13 protein-coding genes and 1 pseudogene are annotated in these 14136 nt (G+C 61.9%); 12 read left to right on the top strand and 2 right to left on the bottom strand.

Annotation, left to right across the window (positions count from 1 at the left end):
• Positions 1–457: 457 nt before the first annotated feature.
• Positions 458–919 carry a Ros/MucR family transcriptional regulator gene (locus NKJ17_RS16975; RefSeq protein WP_352689496.1) on the top strand — a complete coding sequence of 154 codons (462 nt, stop codon included), beginning with the start codon at positions 458–460 and terminating at the stop codon, positions 917–919.
• A 241-nt stretch (positions 920–1160) separates the two neighbouring features.
• On the opposite strand, the gene NKJ17_RS16970 is transcribed toward NKJ17_RS16975, so the two are convergent.
• Positions 1161–1373 carry a cold-shock protein gene (locus NKJ17_RS16970; RefSeq protein ID WP_023749661.1) on the bottom strand — a complete coding sequence of 71 codons (213 nt, stop codon included), beginning with the start codon at positions 1371–1373 and terminating at the stop codon, positions 1161–1163.
• A 479-nt stretch (positions 1374–1852) separates the two neighbouring features.
• Here NKJ17_RS16970 and NKJ17_RS16965 point away from each other — a divergent pair, with 479 nt between their 5' ends.
• Complete coding sequence (locus NKJ17_RS16965) at positions 1853–2296, top strand: hypothetical protein (protein WP_352689495.1); 444 nt, start codon at positions 1853–1855, stop codon at positions 2294–2296.
• A gap of 525 nt (positions 2297–2821) precedes the next feature.
• Here NKJ17_RS16965 and NKJ17_RS16960 read toward each other — a convergent pair.
• On the bottom strand, positions 2822–3655 hold the full coding sequence (locus NKJ17_RS16960) for a GGDEF domain-containing protein (RefSeq protein WP_352689494.1): 834 nt from the start codon (positions 3653–3655) through the stop codon (positions 2822–2824).
• A 424-nt stretch (positions 3656–4079) separates the two neighbouring features.
• On the opposite strand from NKJ17_RS16960, the pseudogene NKJ17_RS34055 reads away from it, so the two are divergent.
• The 10 genes and pseudogenes from NKJ17_RS34055 to bioZ all read left to right on the top strand — a co-directional run.
• A pseudogene (locus NKJ17_RS34055) lies at positions 4080–4185 on the top strand (NrtR DNA-binding winged helix domain-containing protein); the annotation flags it as partial.
• Between the two features lie 398 nt (positions 4186–4583).
• Positions 4584–5549, top strand: coding sequence for an NUDIX hydrolase (locus NKJ17_RS16955; protein WP_352689493.1), 966 nt, complete (start codon positions 4584–4586; stop codon positions 5547–5549).
• 66 nt (positions 5550–5615) lie between these two features.
• Positions 5616–6590 (top strand): quinolinate synthase NadA, encoded by a 975-nt coding sequence (gene nadA, locus NKJ17_RS16950; protein WP_352689492.1) that lies wholly within the window; start codon positions 5616–5618, stop codon positions 6588–6590.
• On the top strand, positions 6587–8131 hold the full coding sequence (locus NKJ17_RS16945; protein WP_352689491.1) for an L-aspartate oxidase: 1545 nt from the start codon (positions 6587–6589) through the stop codon (positions 8129–8131). Before nadA ends, NKJ17_RS16945 begins: the two co-directional genes overlap by 4 nt.
• Positions 8128–8982: a carboxylating nicotinate-nucleotide diphosphorylase gene (gene nadC, locus NKJ17_RS16940; RefSeq protein ID WP_352689490.1), complete on the top strand. Its 855-nt coding sequence runs from the start codon at positions 8128–8130 to the stop codon at positions 8980–8982. Before NKJ17_RS16945 ends, nadC begins: the two co-directional genes overlap by 4 nt.
• Positions 8983–9080: 98 nt before the next feature.
• Complete coding sequence (gene bioB, locus NKJ17_RS16935; RefSeq protein WP_352689489.1) at positions 9081–10073, top strand: biotin synthase BioB; 993 nt, start codon at positions 9081–9083, stop codon at positions 10071–10073.
• On the top strand, positions 10070–11209 hold the full coding sequence (locus tag NKJ17_RS16930) for an 8-amino-7-oxononanoate synthase (RefSeq protein ID WP_352689488.1): 1140 nt from the start codon (positions 10070–10072) through the stop codon (positions 11207–11209). The genes bioB and NKJ17_RS16930 overlap by 4 nt, the downstream gene beginning before the upstream one ends.
• Positions 11210–11220: 11 nt before the next feature.
• Positions 11221–11856 (top strand): dethiobiotin synthase, encoded by a 636-nt coding sequence (bioD, locus tag NKJ17_RS16925; protein ID WP_352689487.1) that lies wholly within the window; start codon positions 11221–11223, stop codon positions 11854–11856.
• A complete protein-coding gene (locus NKJ17_RS16920) occupies positions 11856–13121 on the top strand; it encodes an adenosylmethionine--8-amino-7-oxononanoate transaminase (protein WP_352689486.1) in 1266 nt (421 codons plus the stop codon). The genes bioD and NKJ17_RS16920 overlap by 1 nt, the downstream gene beginning before the upstream one ends.
• Entirely contained in the window at positions 13118–14101 is a 984-nt protein-coding gene (gene bioZ, locus NKJ17_RS16915) for a 3-oxopimeloyl-[acyl-carrier-protein] synthase BioZ (RefSeq protein WP_352689485.1), read from the top strand. The genes NKJ17_RS16920 and bioZ overlap by 4 nt, the downstream gene beginning before the upstream one ends.
• Positions 14102–14136: the final 35 nt, after the last annotated feature.

Below are 14136 nucleotides of genomic sequence, written 5' to 3'. Positions count from 1 at the left end.
ATTCGGGGCGCCACGGAGGCGTTTCGCGGGATGCGCCCACTCACCTGCTCGCGAGGCATTTCACCGTTACGCCTCGTTACCGTCGAGATGATTGGCCGAAAACACGGGCCCGGCCGCCAGGCAGGCTTAGGACCGTAGCGCCGCAGCAAACCGGCACGCTCGCTTTCCATCTTTGACAAGCTCGGGATGCGGACGCGGGACAGGTGGCGATCGATCATCGAGAAGCGGTGGCGCCGAAAGCAAAAGGCCCGCCACCCGAAGAGGAGCAGGGGCAAGCAACAGGCGGCTGGTTCAGCCCCTGCTGCTGCAATGCCAATGAGCCTGCTGGCAGGTCGCCGCGATAAGCATGATCAGACCGCTGGTTAGCATTTGTCGGGGTTTTATTGATTTGAGCGACAACCGCCACTATGAAGCAACACTTCGCCGACTGTCTTTCAGCCCACCCGGAGATTTTTTCATGACAGAAGAAGCCGACAACAATATCGACGCCCTCATCGAGCTCACCGCTGATGTCGTCTCAGCCTATGTCTCCAACAATCCGGTCCCGGTGAGCGATCTCCCCGCCCTGATCGGCCAGGTGCACGCAGCATTGAAAGGCACGATCGGCAACGTTTCCGCAGAAATCCCTGAGGCTCTCAAGCCTGCCGTGCCGATCAGGAAGTCGGTGACGCCGGACTACCTCATCTGCCTTAACGACGGGAAGAAATTCAAGTCGCTCAAGCGCCATCTTTCGACCCGCTACGGGCTGACGCCGGACGACTATCGCGCCAAATGGGGTCTGCCGGCGGATTACCCCATGGTCGCGCCGAATTATGCTGCGTCGCGCTCGGCGTTGGCCAAGACGATGGGTCTCGGCCGCAAACCGAAAGAGGCGGAAGCGCCGGCGCCCAAGAGGACCGGCAAGAAGGCCGCAGCCTGACGTCAATCTTTGGGCTTTGTTCTGATGGGCAGCAGCCACTGGCGTAATCTGCACGGAATATCAAAAGGCGGGACCAGCCCCGCCTTCCCTTCGAACGACTCTATTTCATAGGAATCCGCAACGCCCTTGCAGCAATCTGCTGCCCCGGCCTTGCAGTTTACCCATGTTCTTGCTCGCTCTTGTCGAGCGGTCGCCAAAACATCCGGGACCTAGCCGCGTCCTTCGGGACGCAGCAGAAAAATCAGCCAGCTTTGCTGAGGCTGCCAGCAGAGGATTTGCCGGTGCGGCGGTCCTGCTCGATCTCATAATTGATCTTCTGGCCGTCAGCGAGGGTCGAGAGGCCCGCGCGCTCGACAGCGGAAATGTGGACGAAAACATCCTGACCACCATTGTCGGGCTGGATAAATCCAAATCCCTTGGTGCTGTTGAACCACTTCACGGTGCCGGTTGCCATATGCACATATTCCTTCGTAACAATTTGCAGAAAGGGCCAGCCTTTGGGCCGCCCGGTTCATATTGAGGCCGTGGAGTTAAACGCAGCAAAGCGGAAAATTGCAAGACCCGGTTTGCGCCGATGACAATACTCAGGTTTCCCAAGCCAAGCTCAAGACAACAAAAGCCTAATCCTGGTCAACCTCATGCGCGCCGCGCCGGATTGTGGAACTTCTCGCAGGTGCCTCCACAACACACCAGAGTCATCATCCGCTTGCCGAATTTTGGTGCGAGAACAAAATCGAAAACGGGCTCAGGCTGGCCAGACTTTGGCTCCCGCAAGACAGCCCTTTTCCTCGGCGAGGAGCCGCTTGTGTCGTGGCTAGACGGGCAGCAATGTCGCCGAAAACCTTTGGAAAATGCGTGGCGGCGAATAGCCCAAGCGCTGCGATCCGGCCTAAAGGACGGTCGCGATTCCCTGACATCCAACGAGAGAGCGCCATGAAGCAGCAGAACCGACCCTTTGTCGTCGAGATCAAACAGAAGCGTGCGCTCGTGAAGCGGCCAGAGTCCATCTGGGCCGGCATCGACTTGGCCGCCCTCGCGAAGGATGTCGCGGAGGCAAAGACGGACAGTGTGGTGGCTGAAGCGACGTCTCAGCCGATCTCGCCTGGTGAAGATCTTCGTTCTCGCTTGATGCTCACCACAGGGGAAGCTGTATCGGAGGTCAGGCATGTGATCCTGCCCGTGGCGCCGCCACCCGAGGGGCCATCGGTTGAAAGGGCGCTTGTTCCGGAAGTGTCGAACGCACCGGCTGGAGTTAGATGGCCCCCGAGGAAGAAGCGGCAGGAAGACGTCCCTTTGCCACGAGGGGAAAAATGGAAGCGGCGCCTGCCATGGGTGCTGCGCCCAAGCCGGCGTAAGCGCCGACGGCAGGCCGATTGAGCTCACATCTAGTTGCCCCTTACTGGGTCAGATGGGGCTAGCACAGCATTTGCGTCGGGGTGATCGACGCGAGCCGCGGGGGCAGCATTGTTGGGATGTGCACGAAGCTCGCGTCGATCGAGGCGGCATGAGCCGCCTCGGTCTCTGGTACGCAATAACGACAGGGGCCGGAACCTGCCAGAACCGAGCAATCAAGCATGTGCACGCCCATATGTTTTGCACGCCTTAATGAAAAGGAACTATCCGCACTCCGATTTGAATCAAATCGATGAGATCCCCCACATTTAGTCGATCTTTACCATTCGCGCTTAACTTTGGCGTCGCGGCAAGGTTCTGAGTACCGCCCAGGCAAAAGGCCCGCTCCAGAAAACGGAGCGGGCCTTTTTGCTCATTTGCGAAAAATACTCCGCGAGATTGCCAGTCAACGGAAGGGCTGAATGGCAAGTTGCCGCCATAGGCTTGGTGCCGCAAAAAACGACCGGCATAACCGGACTGCCGAGGCGCTTCTGTGCGCCAAGCGGTCGGTTACGGCGTCACGACACGCAACTTGGTTGCTTCATAGTCGAACGAAACACGGTTGCGCCCACGCTGTTTCGCTTCAAAAAGGCATCGTCCTGCAGTGCGAAGGACATCCTGAGCATCTGCATCGGGAGGAATTGCCGCGCCGCCGATGCTGACTGTCAACTTCATGCCCTCCTGTTGCCCTTTCACCATCGGACTAACCTCGATCAGACGGCGGATGTTTTCCGCAATTGTAATTGCCTGCTCTTTGCGCACGTCGCGTAACAAGACCCCAAACTCTTCTCCGCCGAGGCGACCGATCGAGTCTCCTGGCCGTGTCAGATAGACGAGCGCCTTTGCAATCCGAACCAGAGCCTCGTCACCTTTGGAGTGCCCGTGTTCGTCGTTGATCAGTGAGAAGTGATCTGGATCGACGAGCAGCAGTGTGTCGCATTCCCCTTCGTCACGCTTCCTGCCCATTCTTGCGATGAATTCACCACGACTGAGGAGCCCTGTCATCGGGTCGTGGCTGGTGACGAAGGTGAGCCTGTCATGCGCCTCTGTCAGAGCCGCGTACGATTTCTCCAACTTGTCACATGTTTCCTGGATCGTCTCCGCCTGGGCAAAGATATAGGCACTGACTGGCATTCCGATCAGAATGGGGATGAAGGTGCATTCCACCCAACTCAGCCAGTCGATCGGCATCTGCAGCGCAAGTCTCGCCGTAAACGACAGAGCGAAGGTCGCGACGACTGCAATGATCGTCACGACGATCGATTTGCCCACAATACGTTTGGCACGCGGCGTCATATTTGCTTCTTTAGACAATGGCGCTGAATGACCCGTTACCATGTTCATTAGGATTATTCTGGACACGCGGGCGAGGAAGCGAAACTCACGTTGGCCAAAGCTCAGGCCCGAGCAAACGCTGGTGACAGAGCGGTGAATTTTAGCGAAACTTAAAATTCGAGTTTTTTAAATCCACCGGCGTTAGTTTCCAGCTGTTACCCCTGCTTGCATGGATGGTGATCGTTGAATATGCGTGGCCTTGGTTGGGTTAGAAACATACGGCAGGCTGAAGCTCAGCAGATGCGAGATCGAATAGCATTGCTTGAATGCGAACTGATCAACGCGGCCGCTTCCAAAGGCAAATCCAATCTGCTGAACGTTGGTCACGAGCTTCGCTCACAGAAGGCCAGGTTGGAACGCCTCGAACATTGCATCGCCTGGATGACCGAGCAACCGGAATCGCCCCGACTGGGGACCAAGATTTAGTACCACCCCGTTCGAGCTGAGGCCGCCGGCATTCACGCTGCTGCAATTGCAGCGCACCGTTGAAGCGCGTTGCTGGCAGGTTCGTTCATAAGCGAAATTTCAGGCGTCTCATCGAGCTCTGGTCGACCCGGCCAAGCTAATCGATCAATACTCATGGCGGTCCGCGTCGCTCCGAAGCTGGATGCGTAAGGCGAGACATGGAATGCGCCTTCGCCTTCCGGACAGTGGCCTTGCATGATCACCACAGCGAGCAGTGAGCTGCTATGAAATCTTCGGATCATGGCCGCTTCAGGTCCGCATTGGTGCGGCCGCCGGTCCTGGCGGCGGAGCAGGCGACGCCTCCTCCCTGCTACCAGGGCGGGTGTCGCGTTTGGCGAACTTGGTGCAAGTGCGAAGAGCTAAAGTCGGGGTGGCGCGGAGTGTTGACGCGCCGACAATCATCGTAGAGAACCAATTAAATCGGTTCAGCCGCTTTCCGCGGCAGAGCTTCGCCCCAACCAGTTCAGGGATCATGGACCAGGCAAAGGAACCCAGGAAAGGCAGAGCCGGAGGCAAGGCCAATGACGTCAAAGCCGACCTGATCGCCGTCGTGGTGGCCGTGACGAATGGTGAGCCACGCGTCCTGACCATCGGGCAGGCGAATGCTTTGCCGTCCGGCCCCTTTGAACTCGACCATCGCTCCTTGCAGTCGGGGCTAAGAGCTTGGGTGGAGCGGCAGACCAGTCATCCACTGGGCTATATCGAGCAGCTCTATACCTTCGCTGACCGCGACCGGATCGGCGACGAGCAGGTGCAGCGCGTGATCTCAATCAGCTACCTCGGCCTGACGCGCGAAGACCAGACCGAAAGATCGCCAACGCATGGTTGGCACGGATGGTACGACTATTTTCCATGGGAAGATCACCGTTCGGGAATGCCGGCCATCGTGCCGGATATCCTCATTACCCGACTTCATGCCTGGGCTGACGAAGCGGACCACGCAGACATGCGTCAAGATCGCTGGCAGCGCGCGGCAATCGCTTTCGGCTTCGATGAGCGCGACTGGAACGAGGAACTAGTCCTGCAGCGATACGAACTGCTCTATGAAGCCGCGCTGGTTGCCGAAGCCAAGCACAGCCGCGGCACGGGCAACGTTCCTTCCATTCCCGGTCGTCCGATGATTGCCGATCATCGCCGTATTCTGGCAACGGCAATCGCCAGACTGCGAACCAAGATCAAGTACCGGCCCGTCGTGTTCGAGTTGATGCCAGCCACGTTCACATTGCTGCAACTGCAGCGAACCGTGGAGGCCCTGGCAGGCAGGCTTGTTCATAAGCCAAACTTTCGGCGTCTCATCGAACAGCAGGACCTGGTTGAGGAGACGGGCGAGACGATGTCCGACACCGGGGGGCGCCCGGCCAAGCGCTTCCGCTTTCGCCAGACAGTCCTGGCGGAACGAACTGTCGCAGGGACGAAATTGCCAATTTCGCGCGCTTGACATTCGTTATGCTCAAGGTAAGTATATGCCTTAATTATACTCAATCAGAGAATAATCGAACCGGCTATGTTGATCACCTCTGCACGTGCGGCCGCGCTTTACGACCGGGTGCGAAGCGTCATTCCGCCGATCGAATGGCCGGCCTTCGCTAGCGATATCGATGCCATCCTCGATCTGAAGCGGCAGCGAAACGCCGTCATCCTGGCGCACAACTACCAGACGCCGGAGATCTTCCACTGTGTCGCCGACATCGTCGGCGACAGCCTGGCGCTTGCCCGCAAGGCGATGTCGACCGAAGCCGACGTGATCGTGCTTGCCGGCGTGCATTTCATGGCCGAGACGGCAAAGCTGCTCAATCCGAAAAAGACGGTGCTCATTCCCGATCTGCGCGCAGGCTGTTCGCTGGCGGATTCGATCACCGCCGAGGACATTCGCCTGCTCAGACAACGCTATCCCAGCGTGCCTGTCGTCACCTATGTCAATACGTCAGCCGAGGTCAAAGCCGAGTCCGACATCTGCTGCACCTCAGGGAACGCGAAGGCCGTCGTCGAGTCGCTTGGTGTTCCCCGGGTGATCATGCTGCCGGACGAGTATCTGGCCCAGAACATCGCCGCCCAGACGGACGTGCAGATCATCGCCTGGAAAGGGCATTGTGAGGTGCATGAGCGCTTCACGCCGGCCGACATCCGCGAGTTGCGCGAAAGCCATCCCGGTGTGATCGTGCTCGCGCATCCCGAATGCCCGCCCGATGTGGTGGCCGAGGCCGACTTTTCCGGCTCGACCGCGGCCATGTCCGATTATGTCGGACAAAACAAGCCGGCGCGGGTGGTGCTGATGACGGAGTGCTCGATGAGCGACAATGTCGCGGTGGATCATCCCGAAGTCGAGTTCATCCGCCCCTGCAACCTGTGCCCGCACATGAAGCGGATCACGCTCACCAATATCCGCGAGGCACTCGAAGAGGACCAGCACATCGTAACCATCGCACCCGAGATCGCCCAGCGCGCGCGGCTGGCGGTCGAGCGGATGCTGGCAATTTGAGCGCCGATGTCCGTAGCTTCTTCGGGCGGCCCATCATCATCGGCGGCGGCATCGCCGGGCTGATGACCGCGCTTCACCTGGCGCCCGAACCGGTGCTTCTTCTGTCCAGGACGCCGCTCGGATCTGAGGCATCGAGTGTGTGGGCACAGGGCGGATTGGCTGCCAGCCTTGGCGTTGACGACGATCCGGTACTGCATCTCGCCGACACACTCGCCGCCGGCGATGGGCTGTGCGACGCGGAAATCGTTAGCCGCATCCTCCATGCCGCTCCGAACGCGATTGAAACCCTGGCAAACCTTGGGGTCCGCTTCGATCGAACGCCTGAAGGAGCACTGCTGCTGGGATTGGAGGCCGCGCACGGCCGGCGGCGCATCGTTCATGCCGGCGGCGACGGCAGCGGACAGGAAGTTATGCGCGCGCTTGTAGCGGCCGTGCGAAATGCTCCCTCGATTGTGGTCGTCGAGGGTGTGGAGGCTCGGCGGCTGGCGGTAGAGGACAATACGGTCCGCGGCGTTTGGGCAAGCTGTTCGATGAGTCCTGTATTCTTGGGAACAGGACGGGTCGTCCTCGCCACCGGCGGGATTGGCGGCCTGTTCCACGACACGACAAACCCGCTCGGCAATTGCGGACAGGGGCTGGCGCTTGCGGCGCGCGCGGGTGCGGTCCTTGCCGACCTGGAATTCGTCCAGTTTCATCCGACCGCGCTCGACGGGTCGGATCGCCCGATGCCGCTGATCAGCGAAGCGGTTCGCGGCGAAGGCGCGACGATTGTCGACGAAACAGGCCGGCGCTTCCTTGAAGACTTGCATGACGCTGAACTCGCGCCGCGCGACGTGGTGGCGCGCGCCATCTGGACGCATCTTGTAGATGGCCACCATGTCTTCCTCGATGGACGACAAAAGCCCGGCCTGACATTCGCGCGGCAGTTTCCGACGATCGCAGCAACCTGCCGCGCCGCCGGCATCGACCCGGCGCACGACCTCATTCCTATACGGCCGGCCCAGCACTATCACATGGGCGGCGTCGCGGTGGATCAGGAAGGACGTAGCTCCGTTGCCGGACTTTGGGCCTGCGGCGAAGTCGCCTCGACCGGACTGCATGGCGCCAACAGGCTTGCCAGCAACTCGCTGACCGAGGCGATCGTATGCGCGCGCTGGGTCGCCGAAAGCGTGGCAGGATCGCCCCTCGGTGACAGAACACGATCGACGGCGCGGGAAATTCCGGCGCCCGATCCACTACCCTTGCGCCCTCTCCTCTCACGCAGCCTTGGCGTGAAACGAGATGGCGAGAGCTTGCGCGAGGCCGTGAGCGCATTGCTTCCGCTGGCCAAACGCCACGATGCGATGTCCGATCCGGCTGCAGTTGGACTGATGATCGCAATTGCCGCCTTGCTGCGCCAGGAAAGCCGCGGCGCTCATTACCGCACTGACTTTCCCGATCGTGCGATCGTCGCCCGCCGCTCGAGGCTCACGCTCGATGAAGCCTTGGCGACGGCCGGGGAACTCGCATGTTCGTCAACGCTTGAAGAGGTTGGGCAATGAACCTTTCGCCGCTTCCCGCAATCATGCTCGAGCCTCTGGTGCGGGCAGCACTTCTGGAAGATCTCGGCCGGGCGGGTGATCTGACGACCGACGCGATCGTGCCGAAGAACCATCACGCGACGACCGTGCTGTCGGCTCGCCAGAAGGGAATTGTCGCCGGGCTCGATCTGGGGATGCTCGCTTTCCGGCTCATCGACCAGAATGTCGATATGACGGTCGAGCGACAGGATGGCAGCGAAGTCGCACAAGGAGAGATCATTGCAACGGTCAGCGGTCCCGCCCGGGCCATTCTCACGGCGGAACGAACGGCGCTCAATTTTCTCTCTCATCTGAGCGGCATCGCTACGGCAACGGCATCGATCGTCAATGCGATCCGCGAGTACAAGGCGAAGGTCGTCTGCACCCGCAAGACGACACCCGGTTTGCGGGCAGTCGAAAAATACGCCGTGCGCGCTGGTGGCGGCTCCAATCACCGTTTCGGCCTCGACGATGCAATCCTGATCAAGGACAACCACATCGCCATCGCCGGCGGGATCCGCCCGGCCATCAAGCGCGCGCGAGCAAGCGCAGGTCATCTCGTCAAAATCGAAGTGGAGGTCGATACGCTGACCCAGCTGGAAGAAGCCCTGACGCTCGCCCCCGATGCGATCCTGCTCGACAACATGTCGGTCGACGAGTTGCGCCACGCGGTGGCCATGGTTGCCGGCCGGGCGATCACCGAAGCATCGGGCCGGATTACACTCGATATGGCTGCGCAGATTGCCGCGACGCGCGTCGATTTGATCTCCATCGGCTGGCTGACCCATAGCGCGCCGATCCTGGATATCGGCCTCGACTATCGGGGCTCATGATCGCGTGAGGAACGGCACCGGGCGGATAAATTTTCCGGTCGCCGTCAAGCGGCCGGCAGAGAAGCCGTAAAGGCCAGAAACCAGGGAACAGGATAGAGATGCACGCATCGACGAAGACATTGTCACAGGCTCAAGCCCCTGACACCGGGATGTGGACCCTGGAGAAAGCTCGGGCTGTCCACGACGCGCCCTTCAACGATCTGCTGTTCCTGGCGCAAACCGTTCACCGCCAGAATTTCGATCCCAACAAGGTCCAGCTCAGCCGGCTTCTCAGTATCAAGACAGGCGGATGTCCGGAGGATTGCGGCTATTGCAGCCAGTCGGCGCATCACGAAACCGGTCTGAAGGCGTCGAAACTGATGGAAGTCAAGCGCGTCATCGCCGAAGCGACCAAGGCGCGTGACGCCGGCGCCACACGTTATTGCATGGGAGCCGCTTGGCGAAACCCCAAGGCGCGCGACATGGATGCGGTCGTCGCCATGGTCGAGGGCGTGAAGGCGCTGGGCATGGAAACCTGCATGACACTCGGCATGCTCGATCTCGAGCAGACAACTCGTCTGAAACAGGCTGGTCTTGACTACTACAACCACAACATCGATACGTCGGAGCGCTATTACAGCGAGATCATCAGCACGCGCAGCTTTGCCGACCGGCTCGATACGCTCGAACAGGTTCGCCAATCCGGCATCAAGGTCTGCTGCGGCGGCATTGTCGGCATGGGCGAAGAGCCGGTGGACCGGATCGACATGCTGGTGACGCTGGCCAATCTGCCGGAACATCCGCAGAGCGTTCCGATCAACATGCTGATCCCGATCGCCGGCACCCCGCTTGCCGAAGCCAAGCCCATCGAGCCGATCGAATTCGTGCGCGTGATCGCGCTGGCGCGCATCATGATGCCGAAATCGCACGTGCGCCTTTCGGCCGGCCGCACCGCCATGACCGACGAGATGCAGGCGCTGTGCTTTTTTGCCGGCGCCAATTCGATCTTCGTCGGCGACACGCTGCTGACGGCGGACAATCCCGGCCAGGACAGGGATACTCTGCTGTTCCAGCGTCTTGGCATCGAGCCGATGGAACGCGAGGCGCAATGAGCGGCGCACCGCTTGCCCGCTACGAGGCGACCTTGCAGGGGCTGGCGCGCAGGGACCGGCTGCGGACGCTTGCGCCGCGCACCGGCCTCGATTTCTCGTCGAATGACTATCTCGGGCTTGCCGCCTCGAGGAGGCTTGGCGATGCGGTGGCAGTGGCGATCGCGCAGGGCACGCCGGTCGGCGCCACCGGGTCGCGGCTGCTGCGCGGCAACGCGCCGGAACATGAGCAGCTGGAGGCGGATGCAGCGGCGTTCTTCGGGACCGAGCGCGCGCTGTTCTTCGGTGGCGGCTACATCGCCAACTTCGCACTGCTGACCGCGCTGCCGCAGAAGGGCGACCTGCTGGTCCTTGACGAGCTTGCTCATGCCAGCATGCATGAGGGCGCGCAGGCCGGGCGTGCCGAGGCCAGGCTGGCCGCGCACAACGACGTCGACGCTGTCGAGGACGCGATCATCCTCTGGCGTGCCGAAGGCGGCATGGGACGCGTCTGGATCGCGGTCGAAAGCCTTTACAGCATGGATGGCGACCGCGCGCCGATGGAGAGTATCGTCGCGCTTGCCGATCGGCACGAGGCATTCCTCGTCGTCGACGAGGCGCATGCCACCGGCGTCTGGGGACCGGACGGCCGCGGGCTGGCCGCCGCTTTCGAGGGCCGCGACAACATCATCGCGCTCCACACATGCGGTAAGGCGCTTGGCGCTTCCGGTGCGCTGGTCACCGGGCCGGGACTGCTATGCGACTATCTCGTCAACCGCTGCCGGCCATTCATCTACGCCACCGCGCCATCGCCGCTGATGGCAGTGGCAGCGCGCGAGGCGATTGCCATGCTGTCCGATGAGCCCCAGCGCCGTGTCCAGCTGCAGGAGCGCGTTGCCTTCGCGGGCCGCCAATTGGCCGAGCGCTGCGGCGTGAACCCCAGCGGCTCGCAGATCCAGCCATTTGTCATCGGCGACGTCAGGCGCACCATGACGGTGGCGGCGGGCCTGCAGGCGCGCGGCTTCGACATACGCGGCATTCGCCCGCCGACGGTGCCCGAGGGCACGTCGCGCCTGCGCATTTCACTGACGTTCAACGTCGACGAAGCCGACATTTCCGCCATGGTCGAGGCACTCGTCGAGGTGTTGGCCTCGACATGACCGGAGGCGCCATGACCCAACGCATCGTCATCACCGGAACCGACACCGGAATTGGCAAGACCGTGTTTGCGGCCGGGCTCGCCGGCCTGCTCGACGGTTTCTACTGGAAGCCGGTGCAATCGGGTCTCGACGGTGAGACCGACAGCGAGGTGGTTGCGCGGCTTGCCGGGCTGCCGTCGGAGCGCGTGCTGCCGGAAGCCTACCGCCTGAAAAACCCGCTGTCGCCGCATCGTTCGGCCGAGATCGACGGCGTCGCGATCAAGGCTGCCGATCTTTCTTTTCCGGTCCTGCCGTCGCCGCTGGTCATCGAGGGCGCGGGTGGGCTGATGGTGCCACTCAACCGGCGCACAAGCTTCATCGACATCTTCGCTGAGTGGCAGCTGCCGGTCATTCTGTGCGCCCGCACCACGCTCGGCACCATCAACCACACCCTGCTGTCGATCGAGGCGCTCCGCGCCCGCTCGATCCCGCTCGCTGGCATCGCCTTCATCGGCGATGAGATGGCTGATACGCAGCGGACAATCGTGGAATTCGGAGGTGTGCCGCAGCTCGGCAGGCTGCCGCACCTTGATTCGCTGACGGGCAAAACCCTCAGAGACGCCATGATCGCCGGCTTCGGCTTCGCCTCGATTGCTGGAGGCGAATGATGTCGCAGTCCCATGTGTGGCATCCCTTTACCCAGCACGCGCTTGAGAGTGCTATCCCTGAAATCGTGCTGACCGAAGGCGCCTATCTCCACAAGGCCGACGGCACGCGCATCCTGGACGCCATTTCATCCTGGTGGGTCGTCACCCATGGCCACCGCCATCCCCGCATCGTCGAGGCCATCGAGACGACCGTGTCGAGCCTCGACCAGATCATCTTTGCCGGCTTCACCCACGAGCCGGCCGAACGCCTGGCCAGGGCGCTTGTCGGTCTCGCTCCCTGCGGACTCGACTGGGTGTTCTATTCCGACAGCGGCTCAACCTCGGTCGAAGTCGCGCTGAAGATGGCGCTTGGCTATTTCCGCAACATCGGCGCGCCCCGTTCGCGCATCGTCGTCATGGAGCACAGTTATCATGGCGACACGATCGGCACGATGAGCGTCGGTGCCCGCGGCGTGTTCAACGCCGCCTATGAGCCCTTGCTGTTCGAGGTCGACACCATCCCTTTCCCGGCCATGGGTCGCGAGCAGGAAACACTGGACCGGTTCGAAGCAGTCTCCCGCGACCGACGCGCCGCCGCCCTGATCGTCGAGCCGCTGGTGCTCGGTGCCGGCGGCATGCTGATGTATCCGGCCTGGGTTCTGACCGAATTGAAAAAGATCGCCGAAACCTCAGGCACGCTGCTGATCGCTGATGAGGTGATGACCGGCTGGGGGCGCACCGGGACCATGTTCGCCTGTGAGCAGGCCTCCATTTCTCCGGACATCCTGTGCACGTCAAAAGGCTTGACTGGCGGCGCGATCCCTCTGGCGGCCACGCTTGCCACCGACGCCATCTTCCAGGCTCACTATTCCGAGGACCGGCAGAAGACCTTTTTCCACTCGAGTTCCTACACCGCCAATCCGATTGCCTGCGCGGCCGCGCTCGCCAATGTCGAAATCTGGCGTGACGAGCCGGTGGCCGAGCGGGTCGCCACCCTAAGCGCGAGGCAGGCCGCCGGCCTTCGGCGCTTTCGCGACAATGCCAACTTCACCGACAGCCGGGCGACCGGCACGATAGCGGCGCTCGACCTGCGCGCTGGCGCTGCCGGCTATCTGGCAGAGATCGGACCTAAGCTGCGGGCCTTTTTCCTCGACCGAGGGCTGCTTGTTCGTCCGCTCGGCAATGTCCTTTATCTCCTGCCGCCCTATTGCATCACCGGCGAGGAACTGGACGGGCTCTACGACGCCATCGAGGAGGTCGGCGACCGCTTCGGCTCAAAGCCATGAGCAGGTCGTCCCGCATTCTCGGGTTTGGCCATCATGCGCCTGGTCGCAAAGTGGCCAATGCCGAAATCGAGAACAATCTCGGGCTCGAGCCTGGCTGGATCGAGCGGCGCACCGGAATTCGCTCGCGCTTCTGGGCAACGGACGAAGACACGCTGTCTGGCCTGGCCACGCAAGCCGGCGACATGGCGCTGGCGAACGCCGGTATTGACCGCCACGACATCGGGCTGCTGTTGCTTGCCACCTCGACGCCCGATCATCTTCTGCCGCCGAGCGCGCCCCTGGTCGCGCACAAGCTTGGCCTTGGCCGCGCAGGCGCGGTCGATCTGACCGGTGCCTGCGCCGGCTTCATCTATGCGCTGATGTTTGCGGATGGATTCACCCGCCTGCACGGCAAACCAGCGCTGATCATCGCCGCCAACATTCTCAGCCGCCGCATCAACCCGGCCGAGCGCGCCAGCGCCGTGCTGTTTGCCGATGCCGCCGGCGCCGTGGTGATCGGTCCGTGCGAGGACCCCGATCGGGGCATTCTCGGCGCTGCGGTGGATTCCGACGGTTCACGCTACGGGCTGATCCAGATTCCGGCGGGCGGAAGCAACACCCCGTTCCATGGCGACCTCGACCCCGAGCAAACCCGGATGACGATCACCGACGGCCGCGAAGTGTTCGCCAAGGCTGTCGAGATGATGACCGATTGCTCGACAGGCGCGCTTGCCGCTGCCGGAGTGGGACCACAGGATGTCGGCAGGTTCGTGCCGCATCAGGCCAATGCCCGCATTTTCGATGCCGTCGGGCGAAACCTGGGCATAGCAGATCATGCAATCGTCAAGACGATCGCCGACTACGGCAACTCTTCCGCCGCGACGATCCCGCTCTCGCTGTCGCTGGCCCATCAGATGGAGCCGTTCCGGCCGGGCGAGAAAATTCTTCTGGCGGCGGCGGGTGCGGGCCTCAGCGGCGGCGCCCTCGTCGTCGGAGTTTAGCCGAGCAACAGGCCGCCCAACGGAACGGGTCATTC

The sequence above is a fragment of the Mesorhizobium sp. M0208 genome, assembly GCF_040322015.1.
Classification (GTDB): Bacteria; Pseudomonadota; Alphaproteobacteria; order Rhizobiales; family Rhizobiaceae; genus Mesorhizobium.
This window is presented reverse-complemented; position numbering and strand designations above follow the sequence as displayed.